This is a genomic window from Streptomyces sp. NPDC058741 (genome assembly GCF_042746715.1).
Taxonomy (GTDB): domain Bacteria; phylum Actinomycetota; class Actinomycetes; order Streptomycetales; family Streptomycetaceae; genus Streptomyces.
In genome coordinates this window covers 1-24,215 of sequence record NZ_JBHYQH010000051.1, presented here as the reverse complement: position 1 = coordinate 24,215, position 24,215 = coordinate 1, and the positions used below count along the sequence as shown (strand labels likewise).

Annotated in this window: 21 protein-coding genes and 2 tRNA genes; 7 read left to right on the top strand and 16 right to left on the bottom strand. The window is 70.2% G+C overall.

What is annotated here, in order from left to right; genetic code table 11:
- Positions 1 to 74 precede the first annotated feature (74 nt).
- The 5 genes from ACFW6P_RS28590 to ACFW6P_RS28570 form a co-directional block, all read right to left on the bottom strand.
- The gene (locus ACFW6P_RS28590; protein WP_006133575.1) at positions 75 to 1,094 is read right to left on the bottom strand and encodes a rod shape-determining protein; all 1,020 of its coding nucleotides are present in this window, start codon (positions 1,092 to 1,094) and stop codon (positions 75 to 77) included.
- A gap of 274 nt (positions 1,095 to 1,368) precedes the next feature.
- Positions 1,369 to 1,782 (bottom strand): nucleoside-diphosphate kinase, encoded by a 414-nt coding sequence (gene ndk / locus ACFW6P_RS28585; protein ID WP_386359217.1) that lies wholly within the window; start codon positions 1,780 to 1,782, stop codon positions 1,369 to 1,371.
- Between the two features lie 64 nt (positions 1,783 to 1,846).
- On the bottom strand, positions 1,847 to 2,203 hold the full coding sequence (locus ACFW6P_RS28580; RefSeq protein WP_386359216.1) for a DUF4233 domain-containing protein: 357 nt from the start codon (positions 2,201 to 2,203) through the stop codon (positions 1,847 to 1,849).
- Positions 2,204 to 2,208: 5 nt separating this feature from the next.
- Positions 2,209 to 3,732: a bifunctional folylpolyglutamate synthase/dihydrofolate synthase gene (locus ACFW6P_RS28575; protein WP_386425310.1), complete on the bottom strand. Its 1,524-nt coding sequence runs from the start codon at positions 3,730 to 3,732 to the stop codon at positions 2,209 to 2,211.
- Positions 3,733 to 3,854: 122 nt separating this feature from the next.
- Complete coding sequence (locus tag ACFW6P_RS28570) at positions 3,855 to 6,479, bottom strand: valine--tRNA ligase (RefSeq protein ID WP_386359214.1); 2,625 nt, start codon at positions 6,477 to 6,479, stop codon at positions 3,855 to 3,857.
- 138 nt (positions 6,480 to 6,617) lie between these two features.
- Here ACFW6P_RS28570 and ACFW6P_RS28565 point away from each other — a divergent pair, with 138 nt between their 5' ends.
- Positions 6,618 to 7,580 carry a hypothetical protein gene (locus tag ACFW6P_RS28565; protein WP_386359213.1) on the top strand — a complete coding sequence of 321 codons (963 nt, stop codon included), beginning with the start codon at positions 6,618 to 6,620 and terminating at the stop codon, positions 7,578 to 7,580.
- Positions 7,581 to 7,660: 80 nt separating this feature from the next.
- Here the strand turns inward: ACFW6P_RS28565 and clpX are convergent, their stop codons facing one another.
- The 5 genes from clpX to ACFW6P_RS28540 all read right to left on the bottom strand — a co-directional run bounded on the left by clpX (position 7,661) and on the right by ACFW6P_RS28540 (position 12,572).
- Positions 7,661 to 8,947: an ATP-dependent Clp protease ATP-binding subunit ClpX gene (gene clpX / locus ACFW6P_RS28560; protein WP_031114127.1), complete on the bottom strand. Its 1,287-nt coding sequence runs from the start codon at positions 8,945 to 8,947 to the stop codon at positions 7,661 to 7,663.
- 190 nt (positions 8,948 to 9,137) lie between these two features.
- Positions 9,138 to 9,845: an ATP-dependent Clp protease proteolytic subunit gene (locus tag ACFW6P_RS28555; RefSeq protein WP_386359212.1), complete on the bottom strand. Its 708-nt coding sequence runs from the start codon at positions 9,843 to 9,845 to the stop codon at positions 9,138 to 9,140.
- Positions 9,846 to 9,955: 110 nt separating this feature from the next.
- A complete protein-coding gene (locus ACFW6P_RS28550) occupies positions 9,956 to 10,561 on the bottom strand; it encodes an ATP-dependent Clp protease proteolytic subunit (protein ID WP_386359227.1) in 606 nt (201 codons plus the stop codon).
- A gap of 358 nt (positions 10,562 to 10,919) precedes the next feature.
- On the bottom strand, positions 10,920 to 12,302 hold the full coding sequence (gene tig / locus ACFW6P_RS28545) for a trigger factor (RefSeq protein ID WP_386425307.1): 1,383 nt from the start codon (positions 12,300 to 12,302) through the stop codon (positions 10,920 to 10,922).
- A 193-nt stretch (positions 12,303 to 12,495) separates the two neighbouring features.
- Positions 12,496 to 12,572, bottom strand: a tRNA-Pro gene (locus ACFW6P_RS28540).
- Positions 12,573 to 12,742: 170 nt separating this feature from the next.
- Between ACFW6P_RS28540 and ACFW6P_RS28535 the strand changes: the two genes are divergently transcribed.
- Positions 12,743 to 12,816, top strand: a tRNA-Gly gene (locus ACFW6P_RS28535).
- 912 nt (positions 12,817 to 13,728) lie between these two features.
- On the top strand, positions 13,729 to 14,637 hold the full coding sequence (locus tag ACFW6P_RS28530; protein ID WP_386359210.1) for a hypothetical protein: 909 nt from the start codon (positions 13,729 to 13,731) through the stop codon (positions 14,635 to 14,637).
- Positions 14,638 to 14,847: 210 nt separating this feature from the next.
- Here ACFW6P_RS28530 and ACFW6P_RS28525 read toward each other — a convergent pair whose 3' ends face one another.
- Both ACFW6P_RS28525 and ACFW6P_RS28520 read right to left on the bottom strand, forming a co-directional pair.
- Positions 14,848 to 15,054: a hypothetical protein gene (locus ACFW6P_RS28525; protein WP_386359209.1), complete on the bottom strand. Its 207-nt coding sequence runs from the start codon at positions 15,052 to 15,054 to the stop codon at positions 14,848 to 14,850.
- An 85-nt stretch (positions 15,055 to 15,139) separates the two neighbouring features.
- Positions 15,140 to 15,334, bottom strand: a complete 195-nt coding sequence (locus tag ACFW6P_RS28520) for a hypothetical protein (protein WP_386359208.1) — start codon at positions 15,332 to 15,334, stop codon at positions 15,140 to 15,142.
- Between the two features lie 622 nt (positions 15,335 to 15,956).
- On the opposite strand from ACFW6P_RS28520, the gene ACFW6P_RS28515 reads away from it, so the two are divergent.
- The gene (locus ACFW6P_RS28515) at positions 15,957 to 17,135 is read left to right on the top strand and encodes an acyltransferase family protein (protein ID WP_386359207.1); all 1,179 of its coding nucleotides are present in this window, start codon (positions 15,957 to 15,959) and stop codon (positions 17,133 to 17,135) included.
- A 15-nt stretch (positions 17,136 to 17,150) separates the two neighbouring features.
- On the opposite strand, the gene ACFW6P_RS28510 is transcribed toward ACFW6P_RS28515, so the two are convergent.
- The gene (locus ACFW6P_RS28510; protein WP_386359206.1) at positions 17,151 to 17,612 is read right to left on the bottom strand and encodes an HD domain-containing protein; all 462 of its coding nucleotides are present in this window, start codon (positions 17,610 to 17,612) and stop codon (positions 17,151 to 17,153) included.
- Positions 17,613 to 17,626: 14 nt separating this feature from the next.
- Positions 17,627 to 18,805, bottom strand: a complete 1,179-nt coding sequence (locus tag ACFW6P_RS28505; RefSeq protein WP_386359205.1) for a PP2C family protein-serine/threonine phosphatase — start codon at positions 18,803 to 18,805, stop codon at positions 17,627 to 17,629.
- A 162-nt stretch (positions 18,806 to 18,967) separates the two neighbouring features.
- Here ACFW6P_RS28505 and ACFW6P_RS28500 point away from each other — a divergent pair, with 162 nt between their 5' ends.
- Positions 18,968 to 20,221, top strand: coding sequence for a GNAT family N-acetyltransferase (locus ACFW6P_RS28500; protein WP_386425305.1), 1,254 nt, complete (start codon positions 18,968 to 18,970; stop codon positions 20,219 to 20,221).
- Between the two features lie 40 nt (positions 20,222 to 20,261).
- On the opposite strand, the gene ACFW6P_RS28495 is transcribed toward ACFW6P_RS28500, so the two are convergent.
- Together ACFW6P_RS28495 and ACFW6P_RS28490 are read right to left on the bottom strand one after the other, a co-directional pair.
- Entirely contained in the window at positions 20,262 to 21,071 is an 810-nt protein-coding gene (locus ACFW6P_RS28495) for an Fpg/Nei family DNA glycosylase (RefSeq protein WP_386359203.1), read from the bottom strand.
- A gap of 161 nt (positions 21,072 to 21,232) precedes the next feature.
- Entirely contained in the window at positions 21,233 to 21,718 is a 486-nt protein-coding gene (locus tag ACFW6P_RS28490) for a ribose-5-phosphate isomerase (protein WP_386359202.1), read from the bottom strand.
- A 273-nt stretch (positions 21,719 to 21,991) separates the two neighbouring features.
- On the opposite strand from ACFW6P_RS28490, the gene ACFW6P_RS28485 reads away from it, so the two are divergent.
- A complete protein-coding gene (locus tag ACFW6P_RS28485) occupies positions 21,992 to 23,500 on the top strand; it encodes an amino acid permease (protein ID WP_386359201.1) in 1,509 nt (502 codons plus the stop codon).
- A gap of 509 nt (positions 23,501 to 24,009) precedes the next feature.
- A partial coding sequence (locus tag ACFW6P_RS28480; protein WP_386425315.1) for a transposase occupies positions 24,010 to 24,215 on the top strand: 206 nt, incomplete at its 3' end.

The window sequence follows — 24,215 nt, the reverse complement described above, 5'->3', positions numbered from 1 at the left end:
GGAGCTTATGTCGCTATACCGACGATCCGCCGTACGAGAGGAGATCGTCCCGTACGGCGGAGTCGAGGAGCTGGTCATCTGCGCGGCTGGGCGTCCAGCACCTGCTGGAGCGCCTCGAACTCCTCGACGCACTTTCCGGATCCGAGCGCCACGCTGTCCAGCGGGTCCTCGGCGATGTGGATCGGCATGCCGGTCTCCCGGCGCAGCCGCTCGTCCAGGCCGCGCAGCAGCGCTCCGCCGCCGGTCAGCACGATTCCCCGGTCCATGATGTCGCCGGACAGCTCCGGAGGGCACTTGTCGAGGGTCGTCTTGACGGCGTCGACGATGGCGTTGACGGGCTCCTCGATGGCCTTGCGGACCTCGGCCGCGGAGATGACGACGGTCTTCGGCAGTCCGGAGACCAGGTCCCGGCCGCGGATCTCGGTGTGCTCGTCGGTGTCGAGGTCGTACGCCGAACCGATCGTGATCTTGATCTGTTCGGCCGTCCGCTCACCCAGCAGAAGGGAGTACTCCTTCTTGATGTGCTGGATGATCGCGTTGTCCAGCTCGTCGCCCGCGACACGGATGGACTGGGCGGTGACGATGCCGCCGAGGGAGATGACCGCGACCTCCGTCGTGCCGCCGCCGATGTCGACCACCATGTTGCCCGTCGCCTCGTGGACCGGCAGGCCGGAGCCGATGGCCGCGGCCATCGGCTCCTCGATGATGTGCACCTGGCGGGCTCCGGCCTGGGACGACGCCTCGATGACGGCGCGGCGCTCGACGCCCGTGATGCCCGAGGGCACACAGACGACGACCCGCGGACGAGCCAGATACCGCCGCTTGTGGATCTTCAGGATGAAGTAGCGGAGCATCCGCTCGGTGATCTCGAAGTCGGCGATCACGCCGTCCTTCAGCGGCCGCACGGCAACGATGTTGCCGGGCGTGCGCCCGATCATCTTCTTCGCTTCGGCGCCGACCGCGAGGATGCCGCCCGTGTTGGTGTTGATGGCGACGACGGACGGCTCGTTGAGTACGATCCCGCGACCCCTGACGTACACCAGCGTGTTGGCGGTCCCGAGGTCGACAGCCATGTCACGGCCGATGAACGACATTGAGTTCCCCATCAGGATTCGTCTGGCCTTCCCAGGAGCTTTTGAGGGCTTTTCAGGTAGGCGAAGGTGGGTGCTGTGACGTGAAGGCTTCCATCGTAGACGCGCCTTCGCGAACACTGCGGGAGGGTCCTGGCCATTGTCAGCAGATGCCGCGCGCGTTCGCTTGTGGAGACGGGCGTTCGGGGGCCATCGTTCCCTTCGACGTCACGCATATGCCGCAAGGTCCGGGGGCCCGTCCCCGGACCCGCCGCCTTGTGCCGATGAGGTGCGGACGCTACGCGCGGCCGGGGAAGAAGATCTTCACCTCGCGCTCGGCGGACTCCTCGGAGTCGGAGGCGTGGATCAGGTTCTCCCGGACGATGACGCCGTAGTCGCCGCGGATGGAGCCGGGCTCGGCGGCGATCGGGTCGGTCGGGCCGGCCAGCCGGCGCACGCCCTCGATGACCCGCTCGCCCTCGACGATCAGCGCAACGACCGGGCCGGACGCCATGAACTGCACCAGCGGCTCGTAGAAGGGCTTGCCCTTGTGCTCGCCGTAGTGCTGCTCCAGCGTGTCCTGGTCCAGGGTGCGCAGCTCCAGCGCGGTGATCGTCCAGCCCGCCTTGCGCTCGATGCGGCTGATGATCTCGCCGGTCAGGCCTCGACGTACGGCGTCGGGCTTGAGGAGGACGAGGGTGCGCTGGCTCACGAGGGCTCCTTCTGGATCACGGTAGTGCGGTGGGACGAGATTACCCGGCGTGTCGGGGCACCCGTCACGCAGCGTCAGGCGAGGAGGAGCCGGCCTGGGCGGCGAACCTCGCCCTGGCCTCGTCCACCTTCCGGCCGTAGTGCACCGACGCCCACCACAGGGCGGCGAAGATCGCGCCCAGGAAGAACATGATCGGCACGATGAAGCCCGAGCCGATGAGCGCGATCTGCAGCGCCCAGCCGAGGGCGACCCCGCCGGGCCGCGTCACCAGGCCGCACAACACCAGGCACAGGAACATCGCGATGCCGCTGACCGTCCACACGGTCGCCATGGACAGGTCCGGGTCCTTCATGGCGACCAGCCCGGCGAAGCCGATGACGAAGAACTCGCCGATCAGCGTCGAGGAACAGAGTGTGCGCACGGGTCTCAGCCCCTTCCCAGGAGCAGTCGGGCCTCGCCGACGGTGATGACGGAACCGGTGACGAGCACACCGCCGCCGGCGAACTCGCCCTCCTCCTCGGCCAGGGTGATGGCGGCCTCCAGCGCGTCGGGCAGCCGCGGCTCGACCTGGACGCGGTCCTCGCCGAACACCTCGACGGCGATGCCGGCCAGCTCGTCGGCGTCCATCGCGCGGTGGCTGGAGTTCTGCGTGACGACGACCTCGGCGAACACCGGTTCGAAGGCTTCCAGCAGCTCCCGCACGTTCTTGTCGCCGCTCGCGCCGACCACGCCGATGAGGCGGCTGAACTGGAAGGCCTCCCCGATCGCCTCGGCCGCGGCCCGGGCACTCGCCGGGTTGTGGGCGGCGTCCAGCACGACGGTCGGCGAGCGCCGCACGACCTCCAGCCGGCCCGGCGAGGCCACGGCCGCGAACGCCTTGCGGACCGTGTCCGGGTCGAGCTGCTCGGCGCGCTGCGCGCCGACGCCGAAGAACGCCTCCACTGCGGCAAGCGCCACGGCCGCGTTGTGCGCCTGGTGCGCGCCGTGCAGCGGCAGGTACATCTCCGGGTACTCGCCGCCCAGGCCGCGCAGCGTGAGCAGCTGCCCGCCGACGGCCACCTGCCGGTCCACGACGCCGAACTCCAGGCCTTCGCGGGCCACGGTCGCGTCCACCTCGACGGCCTTCTTCAGCAGCACCTGCGCCGCCTCGACCGGCTGCTGCGCCAGGATGACGGTCGCGCCCTGCTTGACGATGCCGGCCTTCTCCGTGGCGATCTCGGCGTGCGTGGTGCCGAGCCGGTCGGTGTGGTCGAGGTCGATGGGCGTGACGACGGCGACGTCACCGTCGATCACGTTCGTGGCGTCCCAGGAGCCGCCCATGCCGACCTCGACGACGGCGACGTCCGCGGGAGCGTCCGCGAAGGCCGCGTAGGCCATGCCGGTGAGGACCTCGAAGAAGGACAGCCGGTACTCCTGCGACGCGTCGACCATCTCCACGTACGGCTTGATGTCCTGGTACGTCTCGATGAAGCGCTCGGCGGAGATCGGGGCGCCGTCCAGGCTGATGCGCTCGGTGATCGACTGCACGTGCGGCGACGTGTAGCGGCCGGTGCGCAGGTCGAAGGCGCCGAGCAGGGCCTCGATCATGCGGGCCGTGGAGGTCTTGCCGTTGGTGCCCGTGATGTGGATCGACGGGTACGACCGCTGCGGCTCCCCCAGGAGGTCCATCAGCGCGGCGATACGGCTGACGGAGGGCTCCAGCTTCGTCTCGCCCCAGCGCGTGGCGAGCTCCGCCTCGATCTCGCGCAGGGCCTGGTCGACCTCGGGGTCGGCGGGCCGGGCGGGGACGTCGGCGTCGGGCGGGCCGCCCTGGGTGCGCAGGGTGCGGCTGCCGGCCTCGATGACGGCGAGGTCGGGGTCACGGTCGGTTTCGGCCGCGACGATCTCGTCGAAGGCGTTGAGGGGGTCGGGCTGGTCGTCGGCCTGGTGGTCCGGAGGGAGCTCGCTCACGGGGCCAGTCTACGGAGCGGGGGTGACATCGGTCCGCGCCCCCGGGTCCCTCGTCCCTGGGGTGCGTGTGAGGCCCCCGGGCCTGACGACGGCACCGGGGGACTCGCACACCGTACGCGTCCCTACGCCTGGGGCAGGCGCTCCAGCTGGGCCTGGATGCGGGTGATGTCCTCCTCCGCCTTGGCGAGGCGGGTGCGGATCTTGTCGACGACGTGGTCGGGGGCCTTCGCCAGGAACGCCTCGTTGCCGAGCTTGGCGTGCGCCTGGGCCTTCTCCTTCTCGGCCGCGGCGAGGTCCTTCGCCAGGCGCTTGCGCTCCGCCGCCACGTCGATCGTGCCGGACAGGTCGAGGGCGACCTCGGCGCCGGCGACCGGCAGGGTGGCCGTGGCCGTGAAGCCGTCGCCCTCCGGCTGCAGGCGCAGCAGCTGGCGGATGGCCGCCTCGTGCGTCGCGAAGGGCGTGCCGTCCAGGGTCAGCCGGGCCGGGACCCGCTGGCCGGGCTGGAGGCCCTGGTCGGCGCGGAAGCGGCGGACCTCGGTGACGACCGACTGGAGGCTCTCGATCTCGCGCTCGGCGTCGGCGTCCCGGAAGCCGCTGTCCGTCGGCCACTCGGCGATGACGACGGACTCGCCGCCGGTCAGCGTCGTCCACAGCGTCTCCGTGACGAACGGGACGATCGGGTGCAGCAGCCTCAGCGTGACGTCGAGGACCTCGCCGAGGACGCGCTTGCTGACCTCCGCCGCCGCGCCGCCCGCCTGGAACGTCGTCTTGGACAGCTCGACGTACCAGTCGAAGACCTCGTCCCACGCGAAGTGGAACAGCGCGTCGGACAGCTTCGCGAACTGGTAGTCCTCGTACAGCGCGTCGACCTCGGCGACGACCGAGTTGAGCCGGGAGAGGATCCAGCGGTCCGTGGCGGACAGCTGGGACGCGTCCGGCAGCGGGCCCTCGACCGTCGCGCCGTTCATCAGCGCGAAGCGCGTGGCGTTCCAGATCTTGTTGGCGAAGTTGCGCGAGCCCTGGACCCAGTCCTCGCCGATCGGGACGTCGACGCCCGGGTTGGCGCCGCGCGCGAGGGTGAAGCGGAGCGCGTCGGAGCCGTACTTGTCCATCCAGTCCAGCGGGTTGACCGCGTTACCGAAGGACTTCGACATCTTCTTGCCGAACTGGTCGCGGACCATGCCGTGCAGGGCGATGGTGTGGAACGGCGGGGTGCCGTCCATCGCGTACAGGCCGAACATCATCATCCGGGCGACCCAGAAGAAGAGGATGTCGTAGCCGGTGACCAGGACCGAGTTCGGGTAGAACTTCGCGAGCGACTCGGTCTGCTCGGGCCAGCCCAGCGTGGAGAACGGCCACAGGCCGGAGGAGAACCAGGTGTCGAGGACGTCGGTGTCCTGACGCCAGCCCTCGCCGCTCGGCGGCTCCTCGTCGGGGCCGACGCAGACGACCTCGCCGTCCGGGCCGTACCAGACCGGGATGCGGTGGCCCCACCACAACTGCCGCGAGATGCACCAGTCGTGGAGGTTGTCGACCCAGTCGAAGTAGCGCTTCTCCATCTCCTGCGGATGGATCTTGACGCGGCCGTCGCGGACCGCGTCCCCCGCGGCCTCGGCGAGCGGGCCGACCTTGACCCACCACTGCATGGACAGGCGCGGCTCGACGGTGGTCTTGCAGCGCGAGCAGTGGCCGACGGAGTGGACGTAGGGCCGCTTCTCGGCGACGATCCGGCCCTCGGCGCGCAGCGCGGCGACGATCGCCGACCGCGCCTCCAGCCGGTCCAGGCCCTGGAAGGGGCCGTGGGCCGTGATGACCGCGTGCTCGTCCATGACGGTCAGCGCCGGGAGGTCGTGGCGCCGGCCGATCTCGAAGTCGTTCGGGTCGTGGGCCGGGGTGACCTTGACGGCACCCGTGCCGAACTCCGGGTCGACGTGCTCGTCCGCGACGACCGGGATGGAGCGGTCGGTCAGCGGCAGCTTGACCAGCTTGCCGACCAGGTGCTTGTAGCGCCCGTCCTCGGGGTGGACGGCGACGGCCGTGTCACCGAGCATCGTCTCGGCGCGGGTGGTGGCGACGACGATGGTGTCGTCCCCGTCGCCGTACTTCATGGAGACGAGCTCGCCGTCGTCGTTCTGGTATTCGACCTCGATGTCGGAGATGGCGGTCAGACAGCGCGGGCACCAGTTGATGATGCGCTCGGCGCGGTAGATCAGCTCGTCGTCGTAGAGCCGCTTGAAGATGGTCTGGACGGCCTGGGAGAGGCCCTCGTCCATCGTGAAGCGCTCGCGCGACCAGGCGACGCCGTCCCCCAACCGCCGCATCTGGCCGCTGATCTGGCCGCCGGACTCGCCCTTCCACTGCCAGACCCGCTCGACGAAGGCCTCCCGGCCCAGATCGTGGCGGGACGTGCCCTCCTTGGCGAGCTCGCGCTCGACGACGTTCTGCGTGGCGATGCCGGCGTGGTCCATGCCGGGCTGCCACAGCGCCTCGTGGCCCTGCATCCGCTTGCGGCGGGTCAGGGCGTCGATGAGCGTGTGCTCGAAGGCGTGCCCCAGGTGGAGCGAGCCCGTGACGTTCGGCGGCGGGATGACGATGGTGTACGGCGGCTTCTCGCTCTTGGCGTCCGCCTCGAAGTAACCCCGCTCCACCCAGCGCTCGTACAGCGGCCCCTCCACGTCGGCCGGCGCGTACTGGGTCGGCAGGTCGGTGCTGGGCGCTGGTGGCTGCTGCTGAGCGTTCTCGGTCACGGGGGTCAGTTTAGAGGTGTCACGGCCCGGTCCCGAAACGCGTTTCCTTTGTAACGGTGGGGGCCCCGATGCCATGCACACGCCGGGTCTGCGCCAGGATGTCGGAAAGAGACGAGCATCTGGAGGGGAACCCAGAACATGAGCTACAACCAGCCGGGCCCGTACGGCGGGCAGCCCCAGCAGCCCGGCCCGTACGGCCAGCCGGGCCCGTACGGCCAGCAGCCGCAGGCGCCCCAGCCCGGCTACGGCTACCCGCAGCAGGCCCCTCCGCCCCAGCCGGGCTACGGCTACCCGCAGCAGCCCCCGCAGGGCGTCCCGCCCCAGCAGCCGCCGTACGGCCAGCAGCCCCCGTACGGCCAGCAGCCGCCCTACGGCCAGGCCCCCTACGGCATGCCCCAGCCGCCTGCTCCGGGAGGCGGCAAGAAGAAGACGGGCATCATCATCGGCACGGTGGCGGTCGTCGCCGCGATCGGCGTCGGCGCGTACTTCGTCATCGGCGGGGGCGGCGGCGCGGGTGCCCTGGAGGACGACGGACCGCACAAGCTGGCCACACCGGCGAAGGTGCTCGGCGAGTACAAGCGCGTGACCAAGGACGGGCAGACCGTCGGCGACGACTCCGCCGAGGAACTGGAGAAGAGCGGCGTCAAGAACGCCACGTCCGCGCTGGGTTCCTACTCCACGGCGGACCTGAGCAAGTACGACCCCACCGACCCGTCCTCCGCAGCCCAGTTCGCGACGGCCAAGGGCATCACGTTCATCGGGGTCTACGGCGAGGTCTCCGACCCCGAGGCGGCGCTGAACGCGTTCTTCGCCAGCTTCAAGAAGTCCGCCGAGAAGAACTCCTCGGGCAGCAGCGGCAACCGGACCGAGCTGATCGGCGAGCCGGAGGAGGCGGACCTCGACGGCGCGGTCATGAAGTGCCAGGCCGCCAAGGGCCAGGACGCGATGACCAAGAAGGAGAAGACCGACTGGTTCTGCGCCTGGGCCGACTACAGCACGATCGCCATGGTGTCGCCCGGTGAGGTCAGCGGGAGCATCTCCAAGGACGTCGCCATCGACATCACCACCAAGCTCCGCCCGGAGATCCGCGTGAAGGGCTGACGGCCGCCGCTCCGCACGAGGGAAGGGCCCCGGTCGTCGACCGGGGCCCTTCCGTCGTGTCCGCCGTGTCCGCGTCCGTGTCACGCCGTCTTCTGCTCGCCCGGCCCACGCCCCCGCGCGTCCCTCGGGATCAGCGTCGGGTTGACGTTCGACTGGACGACGTCCGCCGTGATGACGACCCGGGCCACGTCCTTGCGGGACGGGACCTCGTACATCACACCCTGGAGGACCTCCTCCATGATGGCCCTGAGGCCGCGCGCGCCGGTCTGGCGGAGGATGGCCTGGTCGGCGATGGCCTCCAGGGCCTCGCGCTCGAAGTCCAGCTCCACACCGTCGAGTTCGAACAGACGCTGGTACTGCTTCACCAGCGCGTTGCGCGGCTCGACGAGGATCTGCAGCAGGGCCTCGCGGTCCAGGTTGTGGACGGAGGTGATGACGGGGAGGCGGCCGATGAACTCGGGGATCATGCCGAACTTGACGAGGTCCTCCGGCATGACCTCCTGGAACTGGTCCTTGGACTCCATCTCGCGCTTGGAGCGGATCTGCGCGCCGAAGCCGATGCCCTTGGCGCCAGCCCGCGCCTCGATGATCTTCTCGAGACCGGCGAAGGCGCCGCCCACGATGAACAGCACGTTCGTCGTGTCGATCTGGATGAACTCCTGGTGGGGGTGCTTGCGGCCGCCCTGCGGCGGGACGGAGGCCGTGGTGCCCTCCAGGATCTTCAGCAGGGCCTGCTGGACGCCCTCGCCCGACACGTCACGCGTGATGGAGGGGTTCTCACTCTTCCGCGCGACCTTGTCGATCTCGTCGATGTAGATGATCCCGGTCTCGGCCTTCTTGACGTCGTAGTCGGCGGCCTGGATCAGCTTCAGGAGGATGTTCTCGACGTCCTCGCCGACGTAACCGGCCTCCGTCAGCGCCGTGGCGTCGGCGATCGCGAAGGGGACGTTCAGCATCCGCGCGAGGGTCTGCGCGAGGAGGGTCTTGCCGGAGCCCGTGGGGCCGAGGAGGAGGATGTTGGACTTCGCCAACTCGATGGCGTCGTCACGGCCGTTCGCCCCGCCGTTCTCGCCGGCCTGGACGCGCTTGTAGTGGTTGTACACCGCCACGGAGAGGGCCTTCTTGGCGGCTTCCTGGCCGACCACGTAGCCCTCGAGGAACTCGTAGATCTCCCGCGGTTTCGGGAGCTCCTCCCAGCGGACCTCGCTCGTCTCCGCCAGTTCTTCCTCGATGATCTCGTTGCAGAGATCGATGCACTCGTCGCAGATGTACACACCGGGCCCTGCGATGAGCTTCTTGACCTGCTTCTGGCTCTTGCCGCAGAACGAGCACTTGAGCAGATCGCCGCCGTCACCGATGCGTGCCACGGTGTGCTTCCCCTTCGCCTGGGAGATTCCTGGAGGTCGGCGACGCCGACGTCCAGCGGACTCCTGGTGCTGCCTTATGTCCGACGGTACCTTGCCGGGCCCCTCGTTCGGGCCCCCCTTGGCGCGGTTCGCTTTGACGTGAACCGGGCCAAACCGTGCCAAGGGGCGGCAGACGTTACAGCCTCTCGCCTCAGCGCAGGCTCGAGTTGTCCATCTTCCGGGTGGTGATGATCTGGTCGATCAGGCCGTAGCTCAGCGCGTCCTCGGCCGTGAGGATCTTGTCGCGCTCGATGTCCTCGCGGATCTTCTCGATCATCTGGGTGGAGTGCTTGGCCAGCATCTCCTCCAGCTGCGAGCGCATGCGGAGGATCTCGTTGGCGGCGATCTCCAGGTCGGACACCTGGCCGCGGCCGGTCTCGCTGTAGGGCTGGTGGATCAGCACGCGCGCGTTCGGCAGGGCCATGCGCTTGCCCGGGGTGCCGGCGGCCAGCAGGACGGCGGCGGCGGAGGCGGCCTGGCCCATGCAGACCGTCTGGATGTCCGGCTTCACGTACTGCATCGTGTCGTAGATCGCCGTGAGCGCCGTGAAGGAGCCGCCGGGGCTGTTGATGTAGACCGAGATGTCGCGGTCGGGGTCCATCGACTCCAGGCACAGCAGCTGCGCCATGACGTCGTTGGCGGAGGCGTCGTCGATCTGGACGCCGAGGAAGATCACGCGCTCCTCGAAGAGTTTCGCGTACGGGTCGTACTCGCGGATGCCCTGGGAGGTGCGCTCGACGAAGCGCGGGATGACGTAGCGGGACTCGGCCCGGGGGCCGGTGTAGCGGCCCTGCGAGTCGTTCATGTCCTGCACGGCCTGCATACGGTCGTAGCTCCCACTGCCGGGGAATGCGTTCACGGTGTCTCCTGAAAGGGGCTGAGGCGGTCGGCTGGGGCTGCTGGGGCGGTGCGGGGCCTCCGGGAGGCTCCACGGGGTCCTGCGGGGCTCCGGGAGCCCCGTGGGACCGGTCAGGCCCCGGTGCCGCCGCCGCCCGGCATGCCGGCGGCCGTGGCGATCACGTCGTCGATGAGGCCGTACTGCTTGGCCTCGAAGGCGTCGAACCAGCGGTCGCGGTCCGAGTCGCGGGTGATCTGCTCGACCGTCTGGCCCGTGTGCTGGGCGGTGAGCTCGGCCATGCGCTTCTTGGTGTGCAGCAGCCGCTCGGCGTGGATCTTGATGTCCGAGGCCGAGCCGGCGAGGCCGGCGGAGGGCTGGTGGATCAGGATCTCGGCGTTCGGCAGCGCGAAGCGCTTGCCGGGGGTGCCCGCGCTGAGCAGGAACTGGCCCATCGAGGCGGCGAGGCCCATGGCGATGGTCACCACGTCGTTCTTGATGTACTGCATGGTGTCGTAGATCGCCATACCGGCCGTGATCGAACCGCCGGGGCTGTTGATGTACAGGTAGATGTCCTTGTCCGGGTCGGAGGCAAGGAGCAGCAGCTGCGCGGTGATCTTGTTGGCGATGTCGTCGTCGACCGGCTGGCCGAGGAAGATGATCCGCTCGTTGAGCAGCCGGTTGTAGACCTGGTCGCCGAGGCCACCACCGATGGAAGGCTCGCCGGCGGCTGAGGGCATCAGATTCGTCACGTATCCACCTGCTCGTCTTACGACGGCGCCGGGCCGTCTCACGTTTCCCTAGGGGCTGGGAGCCGTTCGGGGACTCCACTGCCCTCGTATTCATGGACCCTAACGCGCGGGTCCCGTCGGGGAATCCCGGAGATGGGGGTGTTCGCCGGGGGCGTAGCGCGGCGGGCTCCGCCGGGTGGGGCGGTGCGGTGTCGCCGTAGGTGCTTCGCGGATTCGCCGGGCCGCGGGCGCGTGGGGGCTTGTCGCGCAGTTCACCGCGGCCCTGAAGTGCGGTGCCCTCCCGGGCGGCAGGAAGGCCCTGGGGTATGCCCCAGGGCCTTCCTCACGGACTCACCGCCACCGGGGCTCAGCCCTCGGTCTTCTCCTCGGCGGACTCGGCCGGGGTCTCCTCGGCAGAGGCCTCGGTGGTCTCGTCCTCTTCGTCGTCGAGGTCGACGACCTCGCCGTTGGTGTCCTTGACCGTGGCCTTCTCGACCACGACGGCCAGGGCCTTGCCGCGGGCGACCTCGCCGACGAGGAGCGGCACCTGGCCGCCCTCGACGACGGCCTGGGCGAACTGGTCGGGGGACATGCCGGAGGAGGCGGCGCGGCGCATGAGGTGCTCGGTGAGCTCCTCCTGGTTGACGTTGAGCTTCTCCTGCTTGACCAGCTCGTCGAGGACGAACTGGGTCTTGATGCCCTTGACCGCGGCCTCACGGGTCTCGGTGTCGAACTCCTCCTCGCTCTTGCCCTGGATCTCCAGGTACTTCGCGAGGTCGAGGCCCATCTGGCCGAGCTGGTGGTGCTCCAGGTTGTGCTTGCGGGTGTTGATCTCGTCCTCGAGCAGCTTCTCGGGGACGGGCACCTCGACGAGCTCCAGCAGCTTCTCCAGGACGCGCTCCTGGGCCTGCGTGGCCTGGTCGTACTGCTTCATGTTCTCCAGGCGCTTGCGGCTGTCCGCGCGCAGCTCCTCAAGGGTGTCGAACTCCGAGGCGATCTGCGCGAACTCGTCGTCCAGCTCGGGCAGTTCACGCTTGGCGACCTGGGTGACCCTGACGGTGACCTCGGCCTCCTTGCCGGCCGCGGAGCCGCCCTTGAGCTCGGAGGCGAAGGTGGCCTCGCCACCGGCCTCCAGGCCCTTCACGGCGTCGTCGATGCCGTCCAGCAGCTCACCGGAGCCGATCGTGTAGGAGACGCCGCTCGCGACGCCGTCCTCCAGGACCTCGCCGTCGACCTTGGCCTCCAGGTCGATCGTCACGACGTCGCCGTCCTCGGCGGCGCGCTCGACCGGGGAGGTGGAGGCGAAGCGCTCGCGCAGCTCCTCGACGGCCTTGTCGATGTCCTCGTCGGTGACCTCGACGGCGTCGACCTCGACCTCGATGCCGGAGTAGTCCGGGATCTCGATGGCGGGGCGGATGTCCACCTCGGCGGTGAAGTTCAGCGTCTCGCCGTCCTTCAGCTCCGTGATGTCGACCTCGGGCTGGCCCAGCGGGCTGAGCTCGGCCTCGTTGACCGCGTCGGTGTAGAACTTCGGAAGCGCGTCGTTGACGGCCTCCTCCAGCACGGCACCGCGGCCGAACCGCTGGTCGATGACCCGGGCCGGGACCTTGCCCTTGCGGAAGCCCTTCACCGTGACCTGCTGGTTGATCTTCTTGTACGCCGCGTCGAGGCTGTCCTTGAGCTCCTCGAAGGGCACCTCGACAGTGAGCCGAACCCGAGTCGGGTTCAGGGTCTCCACGGCGCTCTTCACGGTTCGGTCTCCTTGTGGCTGACTTCTTGGGTTCTGCCGGGGCCAGAGCGGCCCGGCGGATTTCGCCGCCCGGAGGACTGCAGACGATGAGACACACGGGCGAGCAGCTTGCATAGTAACTGCAGCGACTACACCGCCCAAAAGGCGATCACGGCGGCGACCGGGCGACGATCACGGGAGACGACCGGGTGGCTGGTCGGGGTGGCGGGATTTGAACCCACGGCCTTCCGCTCCCAAAGCGGACGCGCTACCAAGCTGCGCCACACCCCGTCTGGTGCGACACGTAGGGTACATGCCCGCGCGCGGTGCGGCCGCCGCATTTCCGCGGGGTGCGCGCCGCGCAAATGCGGCGGGGGCGGGAACGCGGTGTGCGACGGAGGGGGGCGACCCGCTACGATGCCTTCAGTGCCGCGGTCACCTCGACCCGCGGCGCGCGCTGTGCGGGCGTAGCTCAATGGTAGAGCCCTAGTCTTCCAAACTAGCTACGCGGGTTCGATTCCCGTCGCCCGCTCCATACGGCTCAGGGCCAGGTCAGGAGATCACTCCTCCACCTGGCCCTGAGTCTTTCCGGGGGCTGCGTTCAGTCCGGCATGTCCCCCGCGTGCCGCTCCGGCTCCTGATCTTGCCTCCGCCGAGGCTCGCGGCCCCTGTCGACCAGGTCGCTCAGAGGCAACTGCCCTACGCACACGCACGGTGCCGTGGTCCAGGTCGATGTCCCGGCGGCGCAGGCCGATCAGCTCGCCCCAGCGCAGGCCGAGTAAGATCATCTGGTCGGCGACGGCCGTGCCCATGAGCGCGCCCAGCAGGGCATACGCCTTGGCAAGCGTGGTCGGGCCGGTGCCGGACGCGAGCTTGTCAGCGCGTCACGGCCGCAGGAGCGGGGGCGAGATCTCCGCGACGTCGACGGCCTCGAAGGCGGGTTCGAGGTGGTGTCGCAGGAGCGAGCCGTGGATCTGCCGAGTGGCGAGGAGTCAGCTCGCGTTCCTTGACCCGGGCAGCGCCGTACTCGCCGAACGGCACCTTCCCGGCGTCGGGGTCGTGCCGGTCGCCGCGCCGAAGCTCGGTCTGCTTGTCGGCAAGCCGGTCGTCCGCGTCCCCTCCTGGTGCGGAACGTGTGAGGCGCAGGCCGAAGCCGCCCATCAGGGCCGAGGATGGACGGGGCGCCGTTCGCGAGTGCCGGCCCGAGCGTGGCATGCGCGGGGAACTCCCGTCGGCGTCTCCGCCGTACCCGTCGCCGTCCGCTGCAGAGGACCGGGGTCCCACTTCGACCCCAGGGCGCGCCAAGACCGCCATTAGGTGTAATTCGGAAGGCATTCCGTGACGTCGTGCGGCGTGTCGGGCACCTCTCGCTTAACAACCATGCTTGCGGCGCCGACGATGCCTCCTCCCGGTCGAGCGTTCGCGGCACGCGCCCTGAAGGAATGACATGCTCACGCGCAATTCCCTCGTCCGGTCCGCCCAGGTGCTCTGCATCGGCGCGGCCGCCACACTCGCCCCCATCGCCCTGGCTCCTCTTGCCTCGGCTGCGACGCTGCCCGTGGGGTGCAGCGAGACCGCCCTGCGGGACGCCATCAACACCGCCAACAGCACCCCCGTCGGCGACACTCTCAATCTGGCGCCCGGCTGCGCGTATCGACTGACCGCCGAACTGCCCGCCATCACCTCGCCGATCGTCATCAACGGCAAGAGCGACACCATCACCCGACAGGCGGGGACTTTCCGCATCCTCACCGTGAACGGCGGCGCGCTGACCCTCCGAGCGGTCGTCCTCTCCAACGGTGACGCCACGGGCAGCCCGGTCCAGAACGGCGCCGGCGGCGCCGTCGTCGTCACCGGCAACGGCAGCCTCAACCTCAGCGGCAGCGCGATTCGGAACAACCGCGCCAACTTCGGCGGTGGCATCAGTGTGTTCAGTGGCTCCCGAGCCCAGGTCACCGGAAGCATCTTCACGGGCAACACGGCGACTCAGAACGGAGGGGGCATCGTCAGCGACAGCACCGTGACCGTCACTGACTCACAGATCAGCGGCAACGCGGCAGGCAATGCCGGCGGCGGCATCGCCAACATCGGAACGCTGACGGTCGGCGCCAGCAACATCGTGAACAACACCGCGCCGAATGGCGGCGGCGGCCTTGCCAACGGAGTGCCCGCCGCCGGCGGTGGCACCTCCACGGTGACCGCCAGCAACATCAGCAACAACTCGGCCAGCGGTGCGAACCCGGGCGGCATCTACAACAACGGCGGCACAGTGACCCTGCGCGTCAGCCGGGTTGCCGCCAACACTCCGAGCAACTGCCTCAACAGCCCGAGTCCGGTCCCCGGCTGCGTCGGCTGATCCTCGCGCCCTTTCACGGCTGCACGCGTCTCAGCACCCACGCCCCCTGCGTGCCCGATGAGAGGGTCCCGCACGGGGGACAGTGGGGAGTGACGGCAAGCAGCCCAGAAGGCGCGCAGGCAAGCCAGGGCCGGGAAGAGGTTTGCTCCTCTTCCCGGCCCTGTGCCGTCCCGCGGCCGGGGCGTGCCCCCCACCGGCCGGTTCTCCGGTTCACAGGCCGCGTACGTCGACCGTGTAGACGGAGCGGACGCCGTACGGGACGTACAGGGCGTCGCCGACGAGGACGAGCGGTGCGCCGGAGGTGACGAGCACGTTGTCCGTGTCGCCGCCGTCATCGCGGCCGTCCCGGGGGCCCTGGACCTTTCCGGTGCGCACGTTCAGCGCCGCGAGCCGGCCGCTCGGTGACGCGAAGTACACGTGGGTGGCCGATGCGGTCGGCGGGCCCTGCGTATCCGCACCTGAGCCGGGCCTGGCGTGCGGCGCGGTGGCGGGTGCCGCCCCGTCAGAAGCTGATGGAGTTGACGGTCTCCGCTATCGAGTTGAGGAACCGCTGGATGTCGTCGGCCATGCCGGTCGAGGCGAGGAAGAAGCCGAAGAGGACCGCCACGATCGCGGGACCCGCCTTGAGGGAGCCGCCTCTCAGCAACACCACAAGGACGATCGCCAACAGCAGCACCACAGACAGTGAAATGGCCACAACTGATCACACCCTCGGTCGGTCCGCTCTCCCGGCCCGGGGACGCGACCCCGCGCACCCCGCCAGGACCATCGTGCCACCAACACGGCCGGGTCATGCGGCCGGTGACGCATCGATGACCCGCCCGGTACGCCGGCGCCCCTGCGGCCCCAGCGGCAGCGCACCCGACCACCGGCACTCGTACGGCAATTCGAAGCGCCACCCGCACAGGGAATTCGGCCGATTCGTTTCCGTCTCCACACAACGCGTTCGCAGCTAATTCGAATTGCGGCCACACGCCTTCCAGCGCCGCGCGGACCACTGCCCGAAGGGGGCGGAAGCGGACATACCACTGGAGTCGCCTGCTGGTTCCATGCCCCGCTTAGTGCGGACGTATCATGACAGAGGAGCCGCAGACGGTGCACGCGATCCGTCATCGGGCGCTGTGTCGGCCATCACGCCGACGGTGACGTCAACTACCCGTAAAACCGGGGTAGCCGCACCGGCAGACAGGATTCACGTCCGGCGTTTTACGAATAGCTGCGGGGAACGCTAGGGTTCCTCAGATGTTCCACGCTGCCTCGTCCCCCGTAAGCGCAGCGAGGTCCCGGATCGTCTCCCCCAGCTCCTGGTGGGAGGGTCTGTGACGAACTCGCTGCGACCGAACGGCGACCGCAAGGCGCCGCTTCCCCCGGTCCGCACGCCGGCCGACGGAGTGCCGAGCCCGCGCTCACCGCACAGTCCGCAGAAGAAGCAGAGCGGCAAGCAACGCGACGCCTTCTTCGACAACGCCAAGTATCTCGCGATCGTGCTGGTGGCCATGGGCCACGCCTGGGAGCCGCTCAAGGGCGACAGCCGCACGCTCGAGGCCGCCTACCAGGTCGTCTACGCGTTCCACATGCCGGCGTTCATCATCATCTCCGGCTACTTCTCGCGCAGTTTCGACATGCGGCCCGACCGGCTGAAGCGCCTCATCACGGGCGTCGCCGTGCCGTACATCGTCTTCGAGACCGCCTACCCGCTCTTCAAGCGCTGGATCGACGACGACCCCGGGCAGGAGGTCAGCCTCCTCGACCCCTGGTATCTGACCTGGTTCCTGGTCGCCCTGTTCGTCTGGCGGCTGACCACGCCGATCTGGAGGACGGTGCGCTGGCCGCTGCCGCTCGCGCTGGGACTCGCCATGGTGGCGAGCGCCAGCCCGGAGATCGGTGACGACCTCGACCTCCAGCGGGTCCTGCAGTTCCTGCCGTTCTTCGTGCTGGGCCTGTCGATGAAGCCCGAGCACTTCCACCGGGTGCGCCGCCGCTCGGTGCGGATCGCCTCGGTGCCGGTGTTCGCGGCCGCGCTGGCCGTCAGCTGGTGGGCGGTGCCGCGGATGAACACCGCGTGGTTCTACCACCGCGACGCCGCGCAGGAGCTGGGCGCGCCGTGGTGGACCGGGCCGGTGATGGTGCTGGCGCTGTTCGGCTGCTCGCTGGTGCTGACCGCCTGCTTCTTCGCCTGGGTGCCGCGCCGCCACATGTGGTTCACCGCGCTCGGCGCCGGCACGCTGTACGGCTACCTGCTGCACGGCTTCCTGGTGAAGGCCGGTGACTACCGGGGCTGGTTCGAGGCCTCGTGGCTGGACCACCCGGTCGGCCAGATCCTCGTGACCGCCCTCGCGGCCGCGGTGGTGACCGTGCTGTGCACCAAGCCGGTGCAGCGGATGTTCCGGTTCGCGATGGAGCCGAAGATGGAGTGGGCCTTCAAGCGGGACGCGGCCGAAGTCGCCCGCGAACGCCAGGGCGCCGAGCGGCGCGAGCGGGAGAAGGTCAGCGCCTGACCCCCGTGGCGTGACTCAGCCGACGAGACCGAGAAGCACGCGCATGCGCGCGTACTTCTCGGTCAGTCGTGCACGGGTGGCCTCGTCGAGGACCGCGAGGCGGGCCGGGTCGGCGTTGTGCGCCAGGTCGGCCTCCTTCACCAGCAGCGCGCCGGGCGTGGCCAGGATCCGTGCCGCGTACGCCTCCGGCGGCTCCCCCGGCCGCTTCGTGAGCGCGAGGACGATGTCCTTCGTGCGGCCGCTCAGCGCCGCCTGACGCAGCCACTCGGGCGAAAGGGCGTCGTCCTCCACGGCGTCGTGCAGCCAGGCCGCCGCGATCTGCTCCGCGTCACCGCCGCGCGCCCTGACGCCCTCCGCGACGGCGTGCAGGTGCTCCGCGTACGGGCGCCCGGCCTTGTCGGTCTGTCCGGCGTGCGCGGCACGGGCGACGGCCTCCACCTGGGCCGGGGTCAACGGGGTTCTCGACGTCTCGGTCACCGCTTCAGTGTCCCTCAGCGCAGCGCGGCGGCCGTCGGGCCCTCCCGGCAGATCAGCAGCAGGGCCCGGTCGTCGTTGACGTCCTTGGCGACGGCTTCGATGAGGTGCCAGGCGGCGCCCTGGAAGCCGCCCGCGACATAGCGGTCGGCCTCGCCGGTGAGGCGGTCGATGCCCTCGACGATGTCGCGGTCGGCGGTCTCCACCAGGCCGTCCGTGAACAGCATCAGCACGTCGCCCGGCCGCAGGGAGCCCTTCACCGAGTCGAACTGGGCACCGTCGTAGACGCCGAGGAGGGGGCCCTCGGCGGCCTTCTCCTCCCAGCGGCCGCTGCCGGCGCTGAGCTGCAGGCCCGGCGGGTGGCCGGCGGAGTAGAGCTCGTAGTCGCCGGAGTCCAGGTCGAGGACGAGGTGGATGGAGGTCGCGAAGCCCTCGTCCCAGTCCTGGCGCAGGAGGTAGCCGTTCGCGGCCGGGAGGAAGGCGTGCGGCGGCAGGGAGCCCAGCAGGCCGCCGAACGCGCCCGACAGCAGCAGCGCGCGGGAGCCGGCGTCCATGCCCTTGCCGGAGACGTCGGTGAGGACGACCTCGAGGGTGCGGCCGCCGTTGGTGCGGGCCGCGACCACGAAGTCGCCCGAGAACGACTGGCCGCCAGCCGGGCGCAGGGCCATCTCCCGGTGCCAGCCGTTCGGCAGGTCGGGCAGCTTGCTCTGCACCCGGATGCGTTCACGCAGGTCGAAGAGCATGGTGCCGCCGCGCCGCCAGGGGACGCCGACCCGGCTGCGGAACTGGGCCAGCAGCAGTCCGAAGAGGCCGCAGGCCGCGACGACGAGGACGGTGCCCGGGGTGACCCTGGAGGGCCCTTCCGCGTAGGGGCCCAGTCGCAACGACTCCACGATCAGCGCCGTGGCCGCCGCCGCGTACAGGCCGAGCAGGCTCGCCGGGCGCAGCAGCAGGCCGCCGACGACGACCGGCAGGACCAGCGCGGCGGGGGCGAACCACACCGAGTTGGCCAGGGTCGCCGCCGCGATCACCGGCACCATCAGGAGCAGTCCGGCCAGGGCGATCCAGTCGGAGCCGTCGCCGCGGAAGTAGTCCACGGCGGCCCGGCGCATGCCGACGCGGGCCCGGTGCCACTGCTTCTTCAACCGGGCCGTGAACGTGTCGGCTTCCGCGCGCCGCGATCGTCCTGCTGTCATTAGTCCGGGACCCTATCCATCCGACCAGCCCCTTGGCACGGGAGGTCACACTTGTCCCCCGTGCGAGGGCCGACTTCACAGTGAAATGCACCGCGTGCCGTCCCGCCGCCGGCCGGGAGAAATTCCCTCGCCCGCCCCGCACCGCCCTGGTAGGCATGGCTCATGGCAACGGACGCGAACGGTTCTCCGATCGACCTGCGTATGCTCGGCAAGGACGACTGGGACACCTGGTACGACACCCTCCTGCGGGCCTTCGGCGGGGTGCCGGAGGCCGCCGAGGAGCGGGAGTTGTGGCGCTCGCTGACCGAGTCCGACCGTTCGATCGGCGCGTGGGACGGGGACGCCTGCGTGGGGACGGCCGGGGCGTTCGGCTTCCGGCTCACGGTACCGGGCGGGGCGTCGGTGCCGGCCGCGGGCGTGACGATGGTGGGTGTGGCCGGTACGCATCGCCGGCGCGGGGTGCTGACGTCGATGATGCGGCGGCAGCTGGACGACATCCGCTCCTGGGGTGAGCCGCTGGCGCTGCTCACGGCGTCGGAGCCGGCGATCTACGGCCGGTTCGGATACGGCGCGGCCACCTTCCAGTTGAGGGCGGAGATCGACACGGCCCGGGTGCGGCTGTCGTCGCTGCCGGCCGGTACGGACGCGATCCGGCTGCGGTACGCGGCACCGGCCGACGCGCTCGCCGCGTGCGAGGAGGTGTACGGCCGGCTGGTGCCGTCGCGTCCGGGGATGCTGGCCCGGCAGCCGGGCTGGGAGCGGGTCGGGCTGCTCGACCCCGAGAGCGCGCGGGAAGGGGCCTCGCCGCTGCAGTGCGTGCTCGCCGAGCGGGACGGGGAGACGGTCGGGTACGCGCGCTACCGCGTCAAGCCGGAGTGGGAGTTCGCCGGGCCCGAAGGCGTGGTGTCCGTGGAGGACTTGGCCGCGCTGGAGCCCGCGGCGGACGCGGCCCTGTGGCGGTTCCTGTTCGGCATCGACCTGACGTCGAAGGTGACGATGAAGGTGCGTCCCGTCGACGACGCCTGGCAGTACCTGGTGTCCGACGTACGGCGCTGCGCACCGAAGGTGCGGGACTCGCTGTACGTGCGGCCGGTGGAGGTGGGGGCCGCGCTGCGGGCGCGGACCTACCGGGCGCCGGTGGACGTGGTGTTCGAGGTCGAGGACGCCTTCTGCCCCTGGAACGCCGGGCGCTGGCGGCTCAGCGGGGACACGAAGGGGGCGTCCTGTGAGCGGACCGTGGACACGGCGGATGTGGCCCTGTCCGTGCGGGAGTTGGGGGCCGCGTATCTCGGGGGCGTGTCGCTGACGGCGCTGGCCGCGGCGGGGCGGGTGCGGGAGCTGCGCCGGGGGGCGCTGGCCGAGGCCTCGCTGGGCTTCGGGAGCGAGGTCGCGCCGTGGCTGCCGCACGGGTTCTGACCCGGGGACGTGCGCGGGACCGGTGGGGCCGGGGCCCGTCTCACGGCTGCTGGCAGGCCGGGCACCAGAAGAGGTTGCGGGCGGCGAGGCCGGCGGTGCGGATCTCGCCGCCGCACAGGTGGCAGGACAGGTTCGCCCTGCGGTAGACGTACACCTCGCCGCCGTGGTCGTCCACCCGGGGCGGGCGGCCCATCGCCTGGGGAGTGTGCTCCGGGCGGACGGTGTCGATGCGGTTGGTGCGGACGCCCTCGCGCATGAGCGCGACGAGGTCGGTCCAGATCGCCTGCCATGCGGCGGGGGTGATGTCCCTGCCGGGGCGGTAGGGGTCGATCCGGTGCCGGAAGAGGACTTCCGCGCGGTAGACGTTCCCCACTCCGGCGATGACCTTCTGGTCCATCAGGAGGGCGGCGATCGTCGTACGGCTGCGGGCGATGCGGCGGTACGCGGCGTCCGGGTCGGCGTCGGCGCGCAGCGGGTCGGGGCCGAGGCGGTCGTGTATCGCCCGCTTCTCCGGGGGTGTGATCAGCGCGCAGGTCGTCGGGCCGCGCAGGTCGACGTGGGCGCTGTCGTTCACGAGGCGGAGGCGGACGCTGCCGGTGGGCGGGGGCGCGGGGGCGGGGCCGAAGGTGACCTTGCCGAAGAGGCCGAGGTGGATGTGCACCCAGTCCGTCGCGCCGAAGCCGAGGAAGAGGTGCTTGCCGTGGGCGTCCGTGCGGGTCAGCTCGGTGCCGGTGAGGAGGGCGGCGCCGGCCTCGAACGTGCCTTGAGGGCTGGTGACGTGCGGTTTCGTGCCGAGGAAGGCCGTGGCGTAGTCCTGGGCCAGGCGGTGGATCGTGTGGCCTTCCGGCACGGGGGTCTCCTCTGACAGGTGCCTCGGGGAGCGCGGCCCGTCGTCCGGCCCCGGGCCGGCGGGGCCCGGTCACGCGGCTCTTCCCGGCCCTCGCCGGGCACGCTGCGCCGGCCCGGGTGCCGCTCCGTGCGCCGCCCGGGCCTCGGGTCCGTCCCCGGGACCTACGGCTGCGGGTGGTGCGGGGGGATCGGCGGGAGGTCGCCCGTGGTCTCGTACGCCGCGAGCATGTCGATGCGGCGGATGTGGCGTTCGTCACCGGAGAACGGGGTGCCGAGGAACGTCTCGACGAACTTCGTCGCCTCGTCCTGGGAGTGCATGCGCGCGCCCACGGCGACGACGTTGGCGTTGTTGTGCTGACGGCCCAGGGCCGCCGTCTCCTCGCTCCAGGCGAGGGCGGCACGCACGCCCTTGACCTTGTTGGCGGCGATCTGCTCGCCGTTGCCGGAACCGCCGATGACGATGCCGAGGGCGTCGGGATCGGCCGCCGTGCGCTCCGCCGCGCGGAGGCAGAAGGGCGGGTAGTCGTCCTGGGCGTCGTAGATGTGGGGGCCGCAGTCGACGGGGTCGTGACCCGCCGCCTTCAGCCACTCGACGAGGTGGTTCTTGAGTTCGTAGCCCGCATGGTCCGAGCCGAGGTACACGCGCATGGGACGAGTGTGACACGGGCGTTTCGGGGAAGGCGCGCCGGGTGGCGGTCTGCAAAACGTAAGCAAAATGTGAGCCGTATTACGGAAGCTCAGGAAAAGCTCAGGCAACAATCCGGATTCAAAGGTCCTCCTGTACGTTCGCCTCCGATTCACTGGTGCGGCTCGTACGCCGCTCGTACGAGCACCGGTACACCGCCGTGCCACGGAACACCGCCTTCGCGTGGTGCGCGGTCGTACGGAACACAGCTCCCCGGCGCAAAGGAAATCCCCTCCATGACCTCGCAGCCGACGACGCACACGACCGAGAACACTCGCGGTGGACCGGGCGGCCCGGTTGCCCCGGGTGGCCCCGGCGACAGCCACGGGGCGCACGACCCCGGGCTGCAGGCCGGGCTGAAGAGCCGGCACCTGTCGATGATCGCCATCGGCGGTGTCATCGGCGCCGGGCTCTTCGTGGGCTCCAGCTCCGGTATCGCCACCGCCGGCCCCGGCATCCTCCTCTCCTACGCCCTCGTCGGCACGATCGTGGTGCTGGTGATGCGGATGCTCGGCGAGATGTCGGCCGCCAACCCGACCTCGGGTTCCTTCTCGGCGCACGCCGACCGTGCGCTCGGGTCCTGGGCCGGCTTCTCCATCGGCTGGCTGTACTGGTTCTTCTGGGTCGTGGTGCTCGCGGTCGAGGCGACCGCCGGCGCCGTCATCCTGGAGGGCTGGATACCGGCCGTGCCGCAGTGGGCCTGGGCCCTGATCGTGATGGTCGTGCTGACCGCCACCAACCTGGTCTCCGTCGGGTCCTACGGCGAGTTCGAGTTCTGGTTCGCCGGCATCAAGGTCGTCGCCATCGCCGCGTTCATCGTCATCGGCGGGCTGGCCGTGTTCGGGCTGCTGCCCGGCGTGGACAGCGAGCAGGCCGGGCTCGGCAACCTCACCGGGCACGGCGGCTTCCTGCCCAACGGGGCCGGGGCGATCCTCACCGGTGTGCTGCTCGTCGTCTTCTCCTTCATGGGCAGCGAGATCGCCACGCTCGCCGCCGGTGAGTCCGAGAACCCGCAGCAGGCCGTCACCAAGGCCACCAACAGCATCATCTGGCGTGTCGCCGTGTTCTACCTCGGCTCGATCTTCGTCGTGGTGGCCCTGCTTCCGTGGGACAGCAAGTCCATCACCGAGGACGGCTCCTACGTCGCGGCGCTCGACTCCCTCGGCATCCCGCACGCCGGGCAGATCATGAACGTCATCGTGCTGACGTCGGTGCTGTCCTGCCTCAACTCGGGCCTGTACACCGCCTCCCGCATGGCCTTCTCGCTCGGCCGGCGCGGGGACGCGCCGAAGTCCTTCGCCCGCACGACCTCCAACGGCGTGCCGCGCACCGCGATCCTCGCGTCCGTGGCGTTCGGCTTCGTCGCCGTGTTCTTCAACTACAAGTTCCCGGACTCCGTCTTCCTCTTCCTCGTGAACTCCAGTGGCGCGGTCGCCCTGTTCGTGTGGCTGGTGATCTGCTTCTCGCAGCTGCGCATGCGGAAGATCATCAAGGCCGAGGCGCCGGAGAAGCTCGTCGTGAAGATGTGGCTGTACCCGTACCTGACCTGGGCGACGGCCGCGCTGATCGTGTTCATCCTCGGCTACATGCTCACCGACACCGAGCACGACGGACGGACGACGATCTCGCTGTCGCTGCTCGTCGCCGCGGTGGTGCTGGTCATCGCCTTCGTCAGGGAGAAGCTCGGCGGCGGGCGGCGGACCGCCGAGGCCGAGCGGACCCGGGACGAGGTCCCGGCCGGCTGACCTCCCCCTCACCTGCCGGACCCGTTCGACGGGTGGGCCCGCGGTGCGTGTCGCCTCTCGGCGCGCGCCGCGGGCCCATCCCCTTCTTCCCGCCCGACGCCCCGGCCGCTCCCCTGCGGCTCGGTACGGACAACGAGCCGGCGGGGCGGGGCAGCGGGGAACTGCCCAGGACCGGCCCGGCGCGTGAACCGGTGCCGCCGGGTATGGCCGGTGCGTCGGCGCTCGTCATGGGCGCGGCCGGAAGGTGGTCGTCGCGGCGGCGGCTGACGACGCGGCAGGAGGGCTGGTCCGGCCGCCCCGCAGACGCCGGGAGGCCCGACGGGAACCGTGTCCCGGCGGGCCTCGACGACGTCCGTGGAGAACGTCCGTGACGTCAGCTTGTCATTTATGGTCCGGCGTCGAACGCGGCTCGAACTTGGTCGGCTTTTTCGCAGTTCAGCGGACACGTAGGCGGCCTTCGTCTGATCCTGTGCTCCGTCACAGAGTGGATCAGCGCGAAGGCCGTGGTCGTGAGTTTGGTGCATCAGGGCGTCCTGCGGGATGCGTTCGCGGAAGTGTCACACTTCCGGTCGGAGCTGTACGCGTGTCTGACCGCGCGGGGCGACGCGTTGTTCGAGTTATGCGACGCGCTGCTGTGCACGGACGGGCCGGTGCGGACACTGGTCGATCTCGCGCTCGCGCCCGAACACCGCCGTGGCCACGGGGCTCTGTACGG

Coding starts and splice junctions, on each gene's coding strand:
- ACFW6P_RS28485 (WP_386359201.1), top strand. CDS start 21,992: ATGACCTCGCAGCCGACGACGCACACGACCGAGAACACTCGCGGTGGA.
- ACFW6P_RS28505 (WP_386359205.1), bottom strand. CDS start 18,805: ATGACAGCAGGACGATCGCGGCGCGCGGAAGCCGACACGTTCACGGCC.
- ACFW6P_RS28565 (WP_386359213.1), top strand. CDS start 6,618: ATGAGCTACAACCAGCCGGGCCCGTACGGCGGGCAGCCCCAGCAGCCC.
- ACFW6P_RS28490 (WP_386359202.1), bottom strand. CDS start 21,718: ATGCGCGTGTACCTCGGCTCGGACCATGCGGGCTACGAACTCAAGAAC.
- ACFW6P_RS28550 (WP_386359227.1), bottom strand. CDS start 10,561: ATGCCCTCAGCCGCCGGCGAGCCTTCCATCGGTGGTGGCCTCGGCGAC.
- ACFW6P_RS28590 (WP_006133575.1), bottom strand. CDS start 1,094: ATGTCGTTCATCGGCCGTGACATGGCTGTCGACCTCGGGACCGCCAAC.
- ACFW6P_RS28500 (WP_386425305.1), top strand. CDS start 18,968: ATGGCAACGGACGCGAACGGTTCTCCGATCGACCTGCGTATGCTCGGC.
- ACFW6P_RS28530 (WP_386359210.1), top strand. CDS start 13,729: ATGCTCACGCGCAATTCCCTCGTCCGGTCCGCCCAGGTGCTCTGCATC.